At 69.9% G+C, this 15,449-nt stretch carries 19 protein-coding genes and 1 pseudogene; 8 read left to right on the plus strand and 12 right to left on the minus strand.

The window, feature by feature from the left end; all coding sequences use genetic code 11:
- Positions 1-8: 8 nt before the first annotated feature.
- From SK854_RS02380 to SK854_RS02400, 5 genes are all read right to left on the minus strand, one after another.
- Positions 9-488 (minus strand): DUF6346 domain-containing protein, encoded by a 480-nt coding sequence (locus tag SK854_RS02380; RefSeq protein ID WP_319973267.1) that lies wholly within the window; start codon positions 486-488, stop codon positions 9-11.
- Positions 485-1,489: a hypothetical protein gene (locus SK854_RS02385; RefSeq protein WP_319973268.1), complete on the minus strand. Its 1,005-nt coding sequence runs from the start codon at positions 1,487-1,489 to the stop codon at positions 485-487. The genes SK854_RS02380 and SK854_RS02385 overlap by 4 nt, the downstream gene beginning before the upstream one ends.
- Positions 1,486-1,761 carry a hypothetical protein gene (locus tag SK854_RS02390; RefSeq protein WP_319973269.1) on the minus strand — a complete coding sequence of 92 codons (276 nt, stop codon included), beginning with the start codon at positions 1,759-1,761 and terminating at the stop codon, positions 1,486-1,488. Before SK854_RS02390 ends, SK854_RS02385 begins: the two co-directional genes overlap by 4 nt.
- A gap of 23 nt (positions 1,762-1,784) precedes the next feature.
- Entirely contained in the window at positions 1,785-2,282 is a 498-nt protein-coding gene (locus SK854_RS02395) for a YbaB/EbfC family nucleoid-associated protein (protein WP_319973270.1), read from the minus strand.
- A gap of 63 nt (positions 2,283-2,345) precedes the next feature.
- Complete coding sequence (locus SK854_RS02400) at positions 2,346-3,695, minus strand: replication-associated recombination protein A (protein ID WP_319973271.1); 1,350 nt, start codon at positions 3,693-3,695, stop codon at positions 2,346-2,348.
- A 37-nt stretch (positions 3,696-3,732) separates the two neighbouring features.
- On the opposite strand from SK854_RS02400, the gene SK854_RS02405 reads away from it, so the two are divergent.
- From SK854_RS02405 to SK854_RS02430, 6 genes are all read left to right on the plus strand, one after another.
- Positions 3,733-4,311 carry a uridine kinase family protein gene (locus tag SK854_RS02405; RefSeq protein ID WP_319973272.1) on the plus strand — a complete coding sequence of 193 codons (579 nt, stop codon included), beginning with the start codon at positions 3,733-3,735 and terminating at the stop codon, positions 4,309-4,311.
- A gap of 70 nt (positions 4,312-4,381) precedes the next feature.
- Complete coding sequence (locus SK854_RS02410; RefSeq protein ID WP_319973273.1) at positions 4,382-5,389, plus strand: hypothetical protein; 1,008 nt, start codon at positions 4,382-4,384, stop codon at positions 5,387-5,389.
- Positions 5,376-5,975: a DUF4129 domain-containing protein gene (locus SK854_RS02415; protein ID WP_319973274.1), complete on the plus strand. Its 600-nt coding sequence runs from the start codon at positions 5,376-5,378 to the stop codon at positions 5,973-5,975. The genes SK854_RS02410 and SK854_RS02415 overlap by 14 nt, the downstream gene beginning before the upstream one ends.
- The gene (locus tag SK854_RS02420; RefSeq protein ID WP_319973275.1) at positions 5,972-7,003 is read left to right on the plus strand and encodes a DUF4350 domain-containing protein; all 1,032 of its coding nucleotides are present in this window, start codon (positions 5,972-5,974) and stop codon (positions 7,001-7,003) included. Before SK854_RS02415 ends, SK854_RS02420 begins: the two co-directional genes overlap by 4 nt.
- Positions 7,000-7,962, plus strand: coding sequence for an AAA family ATPase (locus SK854_RS02425; protein ID WP_319973276.1), 963 nt, complete (start codon positions 7,000-7,002; stop codon positions 7,960-7,962). The genes SK854_RS02420 and SK854_RS02425 overlap by 4 nt, the downstream gene beginning before the upstream one ends.
- 1 nt (position 7,963) lies before the next feature.
- On the plus strand, positions 7,964-9,253 hold the full coding sequence (locus SK854_RS02430; protein WP_319973277.1) for a DUF58 domain-containing protein: 1,290 nt from the start codon (positions 7,964-7,966) through the stop codon (positions 9,251-9,253).
- On the opposite strand, the gene SK854_RS02435 is transcribed toward SK854_RS02430, so the two are convergent.
- Positions 9,250-10,257, minus strand: coding sequence for a stage II sporulation protein M (locus SK854_RS02435; protein WP_319973278.1), 1,008 nt, complete (start codon positions 10,255-10,257; stop codon positions 9,250-9,252). The genes SK854_RS02430 and SK854_RS02435 overlap by 4 nt on opposite strands.
- 19 nt (positions 10,258-10,276) lie before the next feature.
- On the opposite strand from SK854_RS02435, the gene SK854_RS02440 reads away from it, so the two are divergent.
- Positions 10,277-11,008: an RDD family protein gene (locus SK854_RS02440; RefSeq protein WP_319973279.1), complete on the plus strand. Its 732-nt coding sequence runs from the start codon at positions 10,277-10,279 to the stop codon at positions 11,006-11,008.
- Here SK854_RS02440 and SK854_RS02445 read toward each other — a convergent pair.
- Together SK854_RS02445 and SK854_RS02450 are read right to left on the minus strand one after the other, a co-directional pair.
- The gene (locus SK854_RS02445; RefSeq protein WP_319973280.1) at positions 11,005-11,910 is read right to left on the minus strand and encodes a phosphotransferase; all 906 of its coding nucleotides are present in this window, start codon (positions 11,908-11,910) and stop codon (positions 11,005-11,007) included. The two genes, SK854_RS02440 and SK854_RS02445, sit on opposite strands and share 4 nt — an antisense overlap.
- A complete protein-coding gene (locus SK854_RS02450) occupies positions 11,907-12,323 on the minus strand; it encodes a nuclear transport factor 2 family protein (RefSeq protein ID WP_319973281.1) in 417 nt (138 codons plus the stop codon). The genes SK854_RS02445 and SK854_RS02450 overlap by 4 nt, the downstream gene beginning before the upstream one ends.
- A 76-nt stretch (positions 12,324-12,399) precedes the next feature.
- On the opposite strand from SK854_RS02450, the gene SK854_RS02455 reads away from it, so the two are divergent.
- Positions 12,400-12,915 carry a TetR/AcrR family transcriptional regulator gene (locus SK854_RS02455; RefSeq protein WP_319973282.1) on the plus strand — a complete coding sequence of 172 codons (516 nt, stop codon included), beginning with the start codon at positions 12,400-12,402 and terminating at the stop codon, positions 12,913-12,915.
- On the opposite strand, the gene SK854_RS02460 is transcribed toward SK854_RS02455, so the two are convergent.
- The 4 genes and pseudogenes from SK854_RS02460 to SK854_RS02475 form a co-directional block, all read right to left on the minus strand.
- Positions 12,894-13,682 carry an energy-coupling factor ABC transporter ATP-binding protein gene (locus tag SK854_RS02460; RefSeq protein WP_319973704.1) on the minus strand — a complete coding sequence of 263 codons (789 nt, stop codon included), beginning with the start codon at positions 13,680-13,682 and terminating at the stop codon, positions 12,894-12,896. The genes SK854_RS02455 and SK854_RS02460 overlap by 22 nt on opposite strands.
- Positions 13,671-14,309 (minus strand): annotated as a pseudogene (cbiQ, locus tag SK854_RS02465) (cobalt ECF transporter T component CbiQ); the annotation flags it as partial. The pseudogene cbiQ and the gene SK854_RS02460, both read right to left, overlap by 12 nt.
- On the minus strand, positions 14,309-14,590 hold the full coding sequence (locus SK854_RS02470; protein ID WP_319973283.1) for a PDGLE domain-containing protein: 282 nt from the start codon (positions 14,588-14,590) through the stop codon (positions 14,309-14,311). The pseudogene cbiQ and the gene SK854_RS02470, both read right to left, overlap by 1 nt.
- Positions 14,587-15,288 carry an energy-coupling factor ABC transporter permease gene (locus SK854_RS02475; RefSeq protein ID WP_319973284.1) on the minus strand — a complete coding sequence of 234 codons (702 nt, stop codon included), beginning with the start codon at positions 15,286-15,288 and terminating at the stop codon, positions 14,587-14,589. The genes SK854_RS02470 and SK854_RS02475 overlap by 4 nt, the downstream gene beginning before the upstream one ends.
- Positions 15,289-15,449: the final 161 nt, after the last annotated feature.

The raw sequence follows: 15,449 nt of genomic DNA on the forward strand, positions 1-15,449 counted from the left end.
CGCCGAAGTTACGCGATCTCTCTGGATCGCCCGACGGATTTCTTCGGCATGTGCTTGCGGCTCAACGACCACAGCATCGCGGCCATCAGCAGGATCCAGCCGATGACCGTCCCGGCCAGCGCGAGCGGGGCGAGGTTCGGGTAGCGCATGGTGTCGGAGTTGGCCACCAGGTTCCGGCCGTTGTGCGTGGTCGCAACCGGGACATCGACGCCGATGTGCTCCGGGGTGAGGAAACCCCGTGACTCCATCGTGCGTGCCGGCCCGCCGCGTGCGCTGACGTCGACCTGGCAGAGGTACCAGGCCTTGAAGCCACCGGTCAGCGTGATCGGATCCTGCCGCTCACACGACCTCGCCACCCCGACAGGGGTCTCGTCTTTCGCTTCGGTGACGACGATCTGGTCGCCGAGGTGGGTCCACACCGTGGCCGCGGTCAGGTAGCCGAGCGGCGGCATCACGAAGAAGACGAACAGGAATCCGAGGAGCTTCATCCACCCTGCTTCTGTTCTGGTTCCGAGTCGAACAGGCTGCCCGACTGACTGTCGAACGCCTTGCCCGCCTCCTTGCCCAGGTCGACACCCAGCTTCGGCACGGAGTCGGCGGGTGCGGATTTCACCCCGTCCACGACGTGCTTCTTCGCCTCGCTCACCCCGTGCTTCAGCGCGTCCAGGTTGGTCGCCTTGCTGACGATGGCATTCGCCACGTAGAAGTTCGTCACCCCGCCGCGCACACCGCTGGAGAGCTTGGTCAGCGCGTTCATGGCGCCCTGGAAGACGTTCTCCAGCTTCGAGAACAGGCCGGTGGCGTTGCTGAACGCCTTGGAGAGCTTCTTGCACCAGCCCAGGGCCTTGTTCGCGTACTTGACGGCCGTCGCGGTGCATTCGGCGATCGCGCCCGCGACGCCCGCGCCGAACGCGGCCATGGCCGGGGCCCAGCGGATGCAGATGCTGATCAGTTTGCCGACGGCTTCGGAGATCAGGTCGCGGACGATGCCGCGCACCACGTTGAGGATGGTCTTGCAGACGTTGACGAGCACGGAGATGCCCTGTGCGCCGGTCGCGACCGAGCCGTACGTGTCCGCCTTGTCGACACCGAACCTCTCGTACGCCCGGAACTCCTCGCCGGTCCACTGGCCGCTGTCGGTCTTCACCCACTGCCTGAGGTCGGCGGAGACCTGTTCGACGTGGTTGGCGATGTTGCCCCACGTCTTGGACATCGAGTCGAGCTGTTGCTGGTCGCCGGTGAGCCAGTCGAGCGGCTCCCGCAGGAACGGGACGTGCTCGATCAGCCAGCCGAAGCCCGCGCCGATCAGACCGGCGAGCGGGTCCGCCAGGAAGCCCGCCACGCCCATCGCGCCGCCCGCCGCGTTCATCAGGCCCTCGGCCCAGTTGCCCTGACTGATGGCGGAGAACGTCTCAACGGCGTCGTGGGCCAGGCCGAGGCCCTCGGTCGCCTTGGTCTTCTCGCCTTCGACGTTCAGCGGGTTCGTCATTTCCGGTACATCCCGTCGAGATCGGCCGCCCGCGCCTGTTCGTTGGTCTTGATGTGCAACGCCATGTCCGCGAACTCGCGGCAGTGGGCGACCGCCGAGTCCGCGGCCTTCTCGATGGCGTTGGCCGCCAGGGCCGACGTGCCCGCGCAGATGCCCGCGAGCGGCATGCCCAGCAGGCCGAACGCCGTCGCGTCCATGGTCGCGTTCGCGGACGTGACCGCGGTGTTGATGCGGGCGCCGATGTCGTCGAGCTTGCCCAAGTGCGCCTTCATCTCGGCTTCACTGCTGGCGTGGGTCATCGCAGGTACCCGCCGTCGCCGAAGTCCTCGTCCTCTTCGGTCGGACGGGGTGCGCGCGGCGGACGCGGGACCGGCGGGTGGTCGTCCTCGATCTGGCCGAGGCCGGACTGCGGCGGACCCCACGACGGGCGTTCGGGCTCGGCGGGCGGCTGGGCACTGCGGAGCTTGTCCATCATCATGCGCATCGCCTCGGAGTCCGCGCCCATCAACGGCGTCATGGCCTCCTGCACCGTCCACGCGACACGTCCTTGCGCTGCCTGCACGCCCCGCAGCACCTCGCGGCCGACCGTGTCGCCGTCCTTGCGCTGCAAGGCGTTGCCGAGCCGGAGGTCCACCAGGTTGCCGGCGTCGTTGACCGTCACCGAGATCTGGCCGTCCGCGCTGCGTTCGGTCACCTGCAACGTCGCCGGCGCCTCGCGAATCGCGTCGCCGCGGCGTTGCGCCTCGGCGAGCGTCCCCTCGTAATTCGCGAGGATCTGATCGGGATCGGTCATTCTCGCCCCTGGTGTGCGCGTGATCACCCAACGCAACCAGATGCTAGTCCGAACAGAGCAACCTCACTCGCCGCGGATCACCTTGCGCAGGCGCGGCACCCGTTCGGCCAGCGCGCGTTCGTTCCCGCGCCCGGTCGGCTCGTAGTAGTCGCGTCCCACCAGGTCGTCCGGCGCGTACTGCTGCGTCAGCACGCCATCCGGCACATCGTGCGGATAGCGGTAGCCCTGGGCGTTGCCCAGCTTCGCCGCGCCCGCGTAGTGGCCATCGCGCAGATGTGCGGGCACGGAACCGATGGCGCCCTTGCGGACGTCCTCGATGGCGGCGTAGATCGCGGTGGTGACGGCGTTCGACTTCGGCGCGGTGGCGAGGTGGATCGTGGCCTGCGCGAGGTTCAGGGTGCATTCGGGCAGGCCGATGAGCTGCACGGCCTGAGCCGCCGCCACGCACGTCTGCAGTGCCGTCGGGTCGGCCATGCCGACGTCCTCGCTGGCGTGGATCACCAGGCGGCGCGCGATGAAGCGCGGGTCCTCGCCCGCCTCGATCATGCGCGCGAGGTAGTGCAGGGCCGCGTCGACGTCCGAGCCGCGGATCGACTTGATGAACGCCGACGTCACGTCGTAGTGCTGGTCGCCGTCGCGGTCGTAGCGCACCGCCGCCTTGTCCACAGTGGACTCCAGCAGCGACAGGGTGATCACGCCCTCGTTGGACGCCAGTGCCGAGTCCGCCGCCGCCTCCAGCGCTGTCAGCGAACGGCGGGCGTCGCCACCCGCCAGGCGGATCAGGTGGTCCTCCGCCTCGGGTTCCAGCACGACGGAGCCGCCGAGGCCGCGTTCGTCTGACACCGCGCGCTTGATGACCGAACGCACTCCGTCGTCGGTCAACGACTTGAGCTGCAACACGAGCGAACGCGACAGCAAGGGCGACACGACCGAGAAGAACGGGTTCTCCGTGGTGGCCGCGACGAGCAGCACGATCCGGTCCTCGACCGCGCCCAGCAGGGCGTCCTGCTGCGTCTTGGAGAACCGGTGCACCTCGTCGATGAACAGGACGGTCGACTCGCCGGAGCGGACCAGGCGGCGGCGGGCCTCGTCGATGACCGACCGCACCTCCTTGACCCCGGCCGACAGCGCGCTCAAAGCCACGAACCGGCGGCCGGTCGCCTTCGACACCAGCGTCGCGAGGGTCGTCTTGCCGGTGCCGGGAGGGCCGTAGAGCATCACGGAGGCCGGCGTGGCGCCCTCGACCAGGCGGCGCAGCGGCGCACCCGGCCCGAGCAGGTGGTCCTGGCCGACGACCTCGTCCAGCGTGACCGGACGCATCCGCACGGCCAGCGGGGCGTTGGCCGCGATGCGCTCGGCCTTCTCCTCGTCGGTCGCGCCGAAGAGGCCCTCGTCGAACAGACCTTCGCTCATGCGTTCGAGCCTAAGTCATGTGCGATGATCGCGTTCCGTGCCCATCCCTCGTGCCGTGCTGCTCGCCGGACCCTCCGGCTCAGGCAAGTCGACACTCGCCGCCCACCTCGGCTGGCCCGTGCTGCGCCTGGACGACTTCTACCGCGACGGCGACGACCCGCTGCTGCCCCGCGACGAGCACGGCAGGGCCGACTGGGACGACATCGGCTCGTGGAACGCGGACAAGGCACTGCGGGCGATCATCGAGCTGTCGAACACGGGCAGGGTCGAGGCGCCCGTCTACTCGATCAGCGAGGACCGCGCCGTCGGCACGCAGACGATCGAGCTCGGCGACGCGCCCGCGTTCATCGCCGAGGGGCTGTTCGCGGACCTGCTGGTCCAGGGCGCGCGGGAGGCGGGGGTGCTGCGGGACGCGATCGTGCTCGCGCCGAGTCCGCCCGTCACGTTCGTGCGCCGGTTCGCCCGCGACGTCGCGGAGGCCCGCAAACCGGTGCCGACGCTGGTCAGACGCGGGTTGCGGCTGATGCGCGAGCAGCCGCAGGTGGTCAAACGATGCGTCAGCGCGGGCATGCGGCGCACGACACCGTCCAAGGCGCGGACCGAGCTCGTTTCGTGATCGGGTTCGCCAGTGGCGTGGGCGCTGATCTGGCAGGATGCCGCTCACACCACGACCGGGGGTAGCCGAGATGTCCGAAACGCCCGGCTGGTCCTCACCGGACCAGCCTTCGAACCAGCCGCAGCAGCCGGGGCAGCAGCCGCCTGGGGGCCCGCAGCCGCAGTACGGCTACAACGCCCCGCCGCCGCCCGGAGCACAGCCGACGATCAAGCCCGGTGTGATCCCGCTGCGCCCGCTGGCGGTCGGTGAGATCGTCGATGGCGCCATCACGACGATGCGCCGCTACCCGAAGCTGATCATCGGCGCGGCCGCCATCGTCGCCGCGGTCACGCAGATCCTCGGCCTGCTGGCGCAGCTGCCGTTCCTGGACGACCTCACCGCCGTCGTGACGCTCGACCCGAACTCGGTGACGCAGGAACAGGCGATCGACCAGTTCACCAGCGCCATCACCGGTTTCCTCACCGGCACGCTGCTCAGCGTCTTCCTGCTGCTGCTCGGCACCGTGTTCCTGTCGGGCTTCATCACCGTCATCGTGGGCCACGCCGTGCTGGGCAAGCCGGTCACGTTCGCGCAGGCGTGGGAGGAGTTCAAGCCGCGGCTGCTCCCGCTGCTCGGCGCGACGCTGCTCTCCGGTCTCGTGATCACCGTCGGCCTGGTGCTGTGCATCGTGCCGGGCGTCTGGCTGTGGGTGCTGTTCGCCCTGGTCACGCCCGCGCTGGTGCTGGAGCGCTGCGGCGTCACCGCCGCGTTCGGCCGCTCGAAGAAGCTCGTGGACGGCGCCTGGTGGCGGACGTTCGGCATCCTGCTGCTCACCGTCGTGATCACCGTCGTGATCGAGTGGATCATCGGCCTGCCGTTCGGCCTGCTGGGCGCGGCGACGACCGGGTTCTCGCCCGACCCCGCGGCGGCGCTGAGCATCGGCTCGCTGATCCTGTCGACCATCGGCGCGATCATCGCCTCGACGATCACGCTGCCGTTCAGCTCCGCGGTGACCGTGCTGCTCTACGTCGACCGCCGCATGCGTTCCGAGGGCATGGACATCGAACTCCAGCGGGCCGCAGGGCATGGCGGTAGCTGACGTACCGGTAGATCTCGGCCGCGACGAGGCGAGGGAGGCGGCCGTCCGGGAGCTCAGCGACCCGGCGTACGTCTCCGACGACCCGAACCCGCTGCAACGCGCCATCGAGTGGATCCTCGACCGCCTCGGCGAGCTCTTCGCCGGGGCGGGTGGCATGAGCGGCCTCACCGCGATCGTGATCATCGTGGCCGTGGTGGTGCTGATCGTGATCGTCATCAGGCTCCGCGTCGGACGCACGGGCCGTGTGCTGCGGTCGGGCGCCAAGGTGTTCGGTTCCACCGTCATGACCGCCGCGGAGCACCGGGCCGCCGCCGAGAAGGCCGCGGCCGCCGGTGACCTGGCCGAGGCCGTGCGCGAACGTTTCCGTGCCGTGGTGCGCGAGTTGGAGCAACGCGGCGTGCTCGACGCACGGGCCGGCCGCACCGTGGACGAGGTCGCTTTCGAGGCGGGCCAGGCACTTCCGGTGCTCGCCGACGACCTGCGCGGTGCGGCGATGCAGTTCGACGACGTCTGGTACGGCGGCAGGACCGCGACCGCGGAGGGGTATCAGGCATTGGTCTCCGTGGACGGCAAGGTGCGCGGATGACGGCGGTCTCCCCCGACGCCGGGCGGATCTGGACGGCCGCGCGCGGGCCGTTGCTGATCGGCGTGATCATCCTCTTCACCGCGGTCGTGATCACGTTGCTGCGCGGCAGCGGCGAGGGCGGGTCGTTCGATCCCCGCTCGTTCCGGCCGGAGGGCAGCCACGCGGTCGCCGACCTGCTGGAGCAGAACGGTGTGCGGATCGAGCTCACCGACAACGCGTCCTCGGTGGACGGTGCGACGCTGTTCGTGACGCAGCCGAACCTGATCGACCCGGAACGGCTCGCGGACCTCAGCGGGCGGGCCGCCGCGACGGTGCTCCTCGCGCCCGCGACCGGGGTGGGCCGGCTGGAGCCCGAGACCCGGCAGCCGGGCTGCCCGCTGGCGGCCAAGGCGGGCGCGGCGACCACGGGCGGGTTCGTCTACGAGGGCGAACAGCGGTGCTACGACTCGACTTTGGTGCGCACCGGCACCGTGACGATGATCGGCTACGGCGGGATCTTCACCAACCGCGACATCGACTCCGAGGGCAACGCGGCGCTCGCGTTGTCGTTGCTGGGCCAGCACGAACGGCTGGTCTGGTACGTGCCGTCGGCGGCGGACAGGTCACAGCAGAAGTCGCTGACCGACCTGGTCCCGGACGGCTGGAAGTTCGCCGCCCTGCAGCTCGGCATCGCGGCCGTGCTGATCGCTCTGTGGCGGGCGCGCAGGCTCGGCCGGGTGGTGCCCGAACGGCTTCCGGTCGTGGTGCGCGCCGCCGAGACCGTGGAAGGCCGCGCCCGGCTGTATCGACGGTCGCACGCCGCCGCACACGCCGCTTCGGTGCTGCGGCAGGCGACTCGGGACCGGTTGGCGCCACTGCTGGGGGTGCCGGTGGGGGACGATCCGTCCGAGGAGATCGCCCGCAGGACTTCGCGTCCCGTCACTTCGGTGCGGGCGCTGCTGTACGACGAGGGGTCGGTGGACGACCGGGGGCTGGTCGCGCTGGCAACTGATCTGGACGCTCTGGAGGACGAGGTGCGCAAGGCATGACGGCTGTGGTCACCACCGAGGAAGCCCGCACGGCGCTGGTGGCGTTGCGCGCGGAGATCGGCAAGGCCGTGGTGGGCAACGACGCCGCCGTGACGTCGCTGATCCTCGCGCTGCTGTGCAAGGGACACGTGCTGTTGGAGGGCGTACCTGGCGTTGCGAAGACGTTGCTCGTGCGTGCCCTTGCGCGCGCGTTGGACCTGTCGACGACGCGGGTGCAGTTCACGCCGGACCTGATGCCCGGCGACCTGACGGGTTCGCTGGTCTACGACTCGCACAACGCGGCGTTCTCGTTCCGCGAGGGCCCGGTCTTCACGAACCTGCTGCTCGCCGACGAGATCAACCGGACGCCGCCGAAGACGCAGGCCGCGCTGCTGGAGGCGATGGAGGAACGGCAGGTCTCCGCCGACGGCAAGACCCGGCCGCTGCCCTCGCCGTTCATCGTCGTCGCGACGCAGAACCCGGTGGAGTACGAGGGCACCTACCCGTTGCCCGAGGCCCAGCTCGACCGGTTCCTGCTCAAGGTGACGATGCCGATTCCCGCGCGGGAGCACGAGATCGACGTGCTGACGCGCCACGCGTCCGGGTTCGATCCGCGGGACCTGTCCTCGTTGCAGCCGGTGGCGAGTGCTGCGCACCTGGAGGCCGGTGGGGCTGCCGTGCGCGCGTTGACCGTGGCTCCTGAGGTGATCGCGTACGTCGTGGACGTGTGCCGTGCGACTCGTCAGTCTCCGGCCGTTCGTCTGGGCGTTTCTCCGCGTGGCGCAACGGCTCTGCTCGCTGCCGCACGCGCGTGGGCGTGGCTCTCGGGCCGTGACTACGTGACGCCGGACGACGTGAAGTCGTTGGCCCGCCCTGCTCTGCGGCACCGCCTGGAGCTGCGCCCGGAGGCCGAACTGGAGGGCGTGACGGCCGACGGCGTGCTGGACGGCGTGCTCGGCGCGGTTCAGGTGCCGCGCTGACGTGGCGCTCACGGGTCGCGCGGGCCTGCTCGCGCTCATCGGGGTTCTCGTCGTCGGTCTTCTACTGCCGTCCTGGCAGGGGATTCTCGTCGTGTTCGCTGTCTTGGTGCTGTGCGTGGCGGCCGACCTGTTGCTGGCCGCCGGCGTTCGGCCGTTGACGTTCTCACGCGCGGGGGCGACCTCTGTGCGTACGGGCGAGTTGTGCTCGGTTCAGCTCACCGTGCACAACCCCGGCCGTCGGTTGCGTGGCGTTCTTCGTGACGCGTGGGCGCCTTCTGCCGGTGTGGTCTCCGATCGCGTTCCGGTCGATGTGCCCGCTGGTGGCTCGCGTGTGCTGTCTTTCGACCTACGGCCTGTGCGTCGCGGCGATCGCACTGCGGACCGTGTGACCGTGCGTTCCCTCGGCCCGTTGGGCATCGCGGCACGGCAAGGCTCACACGTCGTGCCGTGGACCGTGCGCGCGTTGCCGCCGTTCCACAGCCGCCGCCATCTCCCGCCTCTGCTGGAACGGCTGCGTGAACTGGACGGCCGCCGTGCGTCGTTGATCCGTGGCGCCGGCACGGAGTTCGACTCGCTACGCGCGTATGTCATCGGTGACGACGTGCGTTCCATCGACTGGCGTGCGTCGGCTCGTTCGTCGGACGTGGTGGTGCGCACCTGGCGTCCGGAGCGCGACCGTCAGGTGACGATCGTGCTGGACACCGCCCGCACGTCCGCGAGCCGCGTCGAGGGCGCCCTGGGCGGCCTGCCGCGCCTGGACACGTCGATGGACGCGGTGCTGTTGTTGTCCGCCTTGGCGTCGCAGGCCCGCGACCAGGTGGACTTCCTGGCGTTCAGCCACAAGGTCCGCGCCTCGGTCCCCCGCGCCACGCTGCCGGTGCTGGTGCAGGCCATGGGACCGCTGGAAGCCGAACTGGTCGAGTTCGACGCCCGTGCCGCCGTGGCCGAGGTCCTGCGCCGCGCCGGACGCCGCTCGCTGGTCGTGCTGCTGACGTCGTTGGAACCGTCGATCGAACACGGTCTGCTGCCGCTGCTGCCGACGCTGGCCTCGCGGCACCACCTGCTGATCGCCTCGGTGTCCGACCCGGCCGTGCACGCGATGGCCGCCGGGCGTGGCGACCTGGAGGCCGTCTACACGGCCGCCGCCGCGGAACGCACTCTGGCCGAACGACGCCGTCTCACCGCGTTGCTCGCACGGCACGGAGTCGACGTCGTCGACGCACTGCCCGATGACCTGCCGCGCGCTCTCGCGGACCGCTATCTCTCGTTGAAGGCCGCGGGCAAGCTTTAGACGGCGACCGGCGCGACGTCCTCACGTTCGCTCGCGTCCACGTCGCCCGTCTCGCCCTGCTGCGCGGCCCGTCGCCCGACCACGAAGACGTACAGCAGGAACAGCACCTCCGCGACCACCCCGATGCCGACGCGCGCCCACGTGGGCAGGCCGGACGGCGTCACAAAGCCTTCCAGCACACCGGAGACCAGCAGCACCACGACCAGTCCGAGCGCCACGGCGACGACCGATCGCCCTTCCGCGGCGAGGGCTTGGGCCCGTGTGCGCTTGCCGGGGTCGATCACCTGCCACCCCAGTCGCATGCCGATGCCCGCCGCCACGAACACGGCCGTGAGCTCCAACAGCCCGTGCGGCGCCAACAGCCCGAGGAACAACTCACCGCGCCCCGCGCCGAACATCAGTCCGACGCCGACAGCGACGTTCACGGCGTTGGTGAAGAGCAGGTAGATCGGCGGAATCGCGAACAACACACCGAGCAACAGGCACGCGGCGGTCATCCAAGCGTTGTTGGTCCACACCTTCGCCGCGAACGACCCGGCGGGATCGCTGGAGTAGTACGACTCGTAGCCGCCGCCGACCTTGGTCATCTCGCGCAGCTCGTCGGGCGCGGCGATGGCGGCCTGCACGTCCGGGTTGGAGGCGATCCACGCGGCGATGATGCCGGTGACCAGGTAGAACGCGACGCCGGCCGGCACCCACCAGCGCCAGCCGAGGTAGATGGCGGCGGGCAGCCGGTGCGTGAAGAAGCGCGTGAAGACCCGCCAGGCCGGCGTGTGCGTGCCCGTGAGCGCGGACCGCGCCTGCGCGACCAGCGACGACAACCGTTCGACCGTGGCCGGGTCCGGGGTCTGGCTGCGCACGATCGACAGGTGCGTCGTGACGCGCTGGTAGAGCTCGATCAGCTCGTCGGCCTCGGCGCCGGTGAGCCTGCCGGAGCGTTTGACCAGCTTCTCGAGCCGCTGCCACGACTCGCGGTGGCGATCGATGAACACGTCCAGATCCACGATGAGTCACACTATCCGCGTGGGGGACCTCGTCACCGGTGAAGCCGTAGTTCTGGACCTGCGCGTCGCACAGCTCGCGAGCAGGGCCGTCGCGTTCGCGTTCGACGTGGCCGTGCAGTTCGGCCTGCTGCTGCTCGTGTCACTGCTCGTGCCGATCGGCTTCGACGACGCGCTGCAAACGGCCCTCGCGCTGTCCCTGACGGTGCTGGTCCTGATCGGCTATCCGACCACCGTCGAGTCGCTGTCCCGCGGCCGCTCGCTGGGCAAACTGGTGATGGGCCTGCGCGTGGTGCGCGACGACGGCGGCGCCATCCGCTTCCGCCACGCCCTGGTGCGCGCGCTCGGCGGCTTCTTCGTGGACTTCTGGGCACTCGGCATGGGCGGCGCGGTCGCCCTGTTCGTGTCGCTGTTCTCCCCGCAGGGCAAGCGGGTCGGCGACTACCTGGCGGGCACCGTCGTGATCCACACGCGCGTGCCGAAGCAACAGGTGGAACTCGCCACGATGCCGCCGCAGCTCGCCGACTGGGCGTCCGGGCTGGACCTGTCGCAGCTGCCGGACGAGCTGGTGCTGGCGGTGCGGCAGTACCTGAGCCGGTACCACGAGCTGACCGAGCAGGCGCGGTGGGATCTCGGGTCGCGGCTGTCGGATGACGTCGGGACCGCGATCCGGTCGCCGCGTCTGGAGTACACGCACCCGCATCCGTACCTGTCGGCGGTGCTGGCGGAACGCCGGCGTCGCGCGGCGATCTAGGCGTTCGCCAGCCGGAGGCGTTCGGCCCCCTGCTCCCGCACCGCGTCACCGGACGGCGTCGGATCGCCGTGCAGCACCTCCCAGCGTGCGTTGTGCACGGCGGTCCACATGCTCCCGGCCCACGCGATCTCCATCTCCTCCACGGAGAACGCACGCCCACGGACCTGCTGATAGGTCTCGATGAACGCCCGGGAACTCTCCAAAGGCACCCAGCCAGGAGGCGAAGCGTTGGCGAACGCCCCGGAAGCCGCTCCCACCAGGGCGGCTTCGGGTTGCCACGCCAGGCTGTCCCAGTCGTGCACGGCCAGCACCGCGCCGTCCTGCCAGCGGAGGTTCTGCGCCTCGAAGTCGGCGTGGCCCAGCACGCACGGCAGCGAAGTGGCCAGCAGCCGCGCACGCACACGAGAAGCCGCTTCGAGAACGAACGGTGGCACCACGCTCTGGTCCCGCGCGTCGAGGAAGTCGATCGCCGGCCACACACCGGGATCCGTGTGGTCCCAACGAGCCCAGCGCGGCGACGGCAGCGGTGGTGGCACGGAGACGTCGGCCAGCAACGCCATCAGCGAAGCGAACACGGCCGCATAGCGCCGGGCGACGTCGAGCGACGAGCCGAGCAGCATCTCCCCACCGGGCAACGACTCCTCGGCGTGCACGGCCAGCCCGTCCGCGAAGACCACCGGCGTGAGCGGGCGGGGGCACGGAAACCCCCGCTCCGCCAAAGAAGCCTGCGCGGCCAGGCACGACACGGCGCGGCCGTCGTCCTCGCGGGCCTTCACGTAGACCTCGCGGCCGTCGGCCAGAAGGAGGCCGTGGACCGACGAGATCGACACCCGCTCGTACCGCACCTCGGACACCGGGCTTCCCAGCTCCGCGACGCACCAGGCAGCGAGGTCGAAGGTCATACGCCCAGCAGCTCGGTCAGCAGCAACGGGTTCATGTAGTCGTCGTAGCGGACGATCTCGCCGTCGCGCAAGTGGATGATCGCGACGGCGGTGAACGTGTAGTGGTCCTGCTTCACCTTCGACCAGCCGCGGTGGGTGATCTCGGCGACCGCGACGGACGGGTCGTTGGTGCGCCAGCACTGGGCTTCGACGCTCTGGATCTCGATCCTGTCGCGCACGGCGGCACCGCGGACCTGGCCGAAGTACGCGCGGATCTCCTCTCGGCCCTTGATCTCCTCCGGCTGGAAGTGCGTCGGGAAGCGGTAGGCCATGACCCCGTCCTCGGCGAAGAGGTCGGCGAACTGGCTGTGCGTCTGCTCCCCCGCGACCATGCGGCGGACGTGGTCGACGATCTGTTCGGGCGTGCGCGTCATGGCTTCATCCCCACAGTAGAATCGGAACGGTGACCCCGGTTATGACGATACGGAACGCACGCCCCGGTTGGCAACGGTGAGGGCCGATGCGGCGCGGAATCGCGAGAAGGTGCTGGACGCGGCACGCGAGCTGTTCGCCACCCAGGGCTTCGAGGTGCCACTGGACGAGATCGCGGGCAAGGCGGGGGTCGGGCCCGGCACGGTCTACCGGCACTTCCCGACGAAGCAGGCGTTGTTCCAGGCCGTCACGGAGACGCGGGTGTCGGCCATGATCGCGTCGGCCGGCGAGCCCGCGGAGGACCCTCAGCAAGCGCTGTTCGCGTTCCTCACCAAGATGGCGGACGAGGCGTCGGTGAAGCGGGACATGTCCGACGCGATCACCGTGTCACCCGAGCTGCGCAAGAGCCTGCACAAAGCGCTGGGCGGGCTTCTTCACCGAGCCCAGGAAGCGGGAACGGTCCGTGCCGACGTCACGGCCACAGACCTCGTGGTGCTGATGAAGGGGATGCTGCAGAGCATGCACGACGGGGCGAATCCCGCCGTGCTGCTGGAGATCGTCCTGAAAGGACTTCAGTCGAGCCGGAACCCGTAGGGCAACTCCAACCGGTGGCGCGACAACAACGCGCTGTCGGCGAGGATCTCGCGGGTCGGGCCGTCCGCCACGACCACGCCGTCGTCGATCAGCACGCTGCGAGGGCAGATCTGCAACGCGAACGGCAGGTCGTGCGTGACCATGAGCATGGTGGGGGCCAACGAGAGCAGCAGCTCGGCCAGTTCGCGGCGGGCCACCGGTTCGAGGTTCGCCGACGGCTCGTCCAGCACGAGGATCTCCGGCGAGCAGGCCAGCACCGAGGCCAGCGCGACACGGCGGCGCTGGCCGCCGGACAGGTGTAGCGGGGAGCGGTCCGCGACCGACTCCATTCCCACCGCGCTCAACGCCTTCAGCACGCGCGCGTCCACATCGGACAGACCGAAGTTGCGCGGGCCGAACGCGACGTCCTCGGCGACCGTCGGGCAGAACAGCTGGTCGTCGGGGTCCTGGAAGACGAGCCCGACGCGGCGGCGGATCTCGCGCAGGTTCTGCTTGCGGACCTCCAGCCCGGCGATCGAGATCGAGCCGGAGCCGCCGCCGAGAACCCCGTTGAGGTGCAACGCGAACGTGGTCTTGCCGGCACCGTTCGGGCCGAGCACCGCGACGCGTTCGCCGCGGTCGACGCGCAGGTCGACGCCGAACAACGCCTGGTGGCCGTCCGGGTAGGCGAAGGCCAGCTTCGAGACCTCCAGGGCGGGAGCCGCCACCGTCTCGGGAACGATCGTCGCCGACCCTCCCGGCTGGCCCGTCCAGCCACGCGACACCATCGCGAGATGCACCCTCTCTCCGCGTTCGTAGGACCGGATGAACAGCGTGCCGACCGACCGGGCGACCGCGCCCGCCTGCCAGAGGAACCGCGGGTCGTCGCCACGCGAGATGCGGGCGACGCGCATGCGTTTCGCCTCGCCCACGACGACTTCGCCGTACCGCAGCATCAAGGTCGCGATCATGATCAACGGCGCGGGCACCCGCAACGTCTGCAGGCCGCGCAACAACTCCCCTGGTGCGGTCGTGGCCGCCAGGGTCAGGCTGATCAGCACGCCCAGCGTGCCCTTGGCCAGGATGTTCCAGCCCGCCAGCGAGCCTTCGATCGACACGGAGAAGCCGAGGAAGTCGGTGCGCGGGTCCGTGCCGAAGATCGGCAGCAGGAACGCGAGCACCACGAACGGCGCCTCGATCACCGCGCGCTTGAGGAACCACAGCACGGGGACCTGCGCGGCGAACCACACCGCGACGATCACCAGCAGGTACAGCCCGAACAGCGGGAACAGCGTGCGCGGGGTCGCCACGACACCCAGCACCGCCCCGAACGCCACGAGGATCTTCACGTGGGGCGCGAGGCGGTGCACCGGCGAGTCGCCGGCGTGGTGCAGGACGTCGTGGCCGCCGCTCATCAGGCGTCGGACTTCTTGCGCAGCACCCAGAACAGGCCGAACGACAGGCCCAGCACCACGACCACGCCGAGCACGCCCGCGAGGCCGGTGAACTTGTCGTCACCGCCGAGCGCGTAGTCGGCGAACGTGCTGCCGGAGAACGGGTGCTCCTGCGCGTGCTCGGCGATCCCGGTGTCCTCGACGGTCTTGTCCAGGCCGTCCGGGTCGCCGGACGCGAAGTACGACAGCACCCCGGCGATCAGCAGCGACACGAAGACGAACCCGATGGCGAACTTCTTCACGACCGGACCTCCAGCGGCTTGCTGCCAAATGCGGTGTTGCGACCCTTGAGCAGGTAGACGAGGTCAGGCCGGATCGACGCGACCGAGGTGACCGTGACGGCGGTGATCAGGCCCTCACCGATGCCGATCAGCGCGTGCAGTCCCCACATCAGCAGCGCGACCTTGCCGATCTCCACGCCGCCCGCGCCGCCGATCGCGTACTCGACGACGAAGCCGGTAGCGGCGACCACCGTGTTGACGAACGCCGAGATGAACGCGACGGCGAACAGCCCGCCCTTGCCCCGTTCGGCGATCTTGCGCAGGGCGACGGCGACCAGGAACCCGGTCGCGGTGCCGATCAGCGCCATGTTGGTGACGTTCGCGCCCAGCGCGGTGAGGCCGCCGTCCGCGAACAGCAGCGCCTGCACCACCAGCACGATCGTCACGCACAGCGCGCCGACCCACGGGCCGACGAGGATCGCCGCGAGCGCGCCGCCGAGCAGGTGGCCGGAGGCGCCGGGCAGGATCGGGAAGTTGATCATCTGGACGGCGAAGATGAACGTGGCCACCAGGCCCGCCATCGGCGCCGTGCGGTCGTCGAGGTCCGCACGGGCCTTGACCAACGCGAACCCGACGCCCACCGCCGCGAGGACGAGGAAGGCGACAGACACCGGCGCGTTCAGCAGACCGTCGCTCATGTGCATGGCAACAGGTGACATGAACCGTCACGCTAATTGCCCGACCTCGGCTATGGCTAGAACTGTGCAACAACGATTTGCAGGCAAGAAGGGCGTTGATCGTCACACGCTCGCTAGTCATCGGATGACTTCTGCGGTTAGATCCGTTCCGCCGCCGCCACGGCACGGAGGGACGAACAGTG

The organism is Lentzea sokolovensis (assembly GCF_033949975.1).
Lineage (GTDB): Bacteria > Actinomycetota > Actinomycetes > Mycobacteriales > Pseudonocardiaceae > Lentzea > Lentzea sokolovensis.

Excerpts from the sequence above, each read along its gene's own strand:
- SK854_RS02445 (WP_319973280.1), bottom strand. The coding sequence starts at position 11,910 with ATGACCTTCGACCTCGCTGCCTGGTGCGTCGCGGAGCTGGGAAGCCCG.
- SK854_RS02420 (WP_319973275.1), top strand. The coding sequence starts at position 5,972 with ATGACGGCGGTCTCCCCCGACGCCGGGCGGATCTGGACGGCCGCGCGC.
- SK854_RS02385 (WP_319973268.1), bottom strand. The coding sequence starts at position 1,489 with ATGACGAACCCGCTGAACGTCGAAGGCGAGAAGACCAAGGCGACCGAG.
- SK854_RS02460 (WP_319973704.1), bottom strand. The coding sequence starts at position 13,682 with ATGGTGTCGCGTGGCTGGACGGGCCAGCCGGGAGGGTCGGCGACGATC.
- SK854_RS02395 (WP_319973270.1), bottom strand. The coding sequence starts at position 2,282 with ATGACCGATCCCGATCAGATCCTCGCGAATTACGAGGGGACGCTCGCC.
- SK854_RS02425 (WP_319973276.1), top strand. The coding sequence starts at position 7,000 with ATGACGGCTGTGGTCACCACCGAGGAAGCCCGCACGGCGCTGGTGGCG.
- SK854_RS02410 (WP_319973273.1), top strand. The coding sequence starts at position 4,382 with ATGTCCGAAACGCCCGGCTGGTCCTCACCGGACCAGCCTTCGAACCAG.
- SK854_RS02400 (WP_319973271.1), bottom strand. The coding sequence starts at position 3,695 with ATGAGCGAAGGTCTGTTCGACGAGGGCCTCTTCGGCGCGACCGACGAG.
- SK854_RS02475 (WP_319973284.1), bottom strand. The coding sequence starts at position 15,288 with ATGTCACCTGTTGCCATGCACATGAGCGACGGTCTGCTGAACGCGCCG.
- SK854_RS02380 (WP_319973267.1), bottom strand. The coding sequence starts at position 488 with ATGAAGCTCCTCGGATTCCTGTTCGTCTTCTTCGTGATGCCGCCGCTC.
- SK854_RS02415 (WP_319973274.1), top strand. The coding sequence starts at position 5,376 with ATGGCGGTAGCTGACGTACCGGTAGATCTCGGCCGCGACGAGGCGAGG.
- SK854_RS02450 (WP_319973281.1), bottom strand. The coding sequence starts at position 12,323 with ATGACGCGCACGCCCGAACAGATCGTCGACCACGTCCGCCGCATGGTC.
- SK854_RS02390 (WP_319973269.1), bottom strand. The coding sequence starts at position 1,761 with ATGAAGGCGCACTTGGGCAAGCTCGACGACATCGGCGCCCGCATCAAC.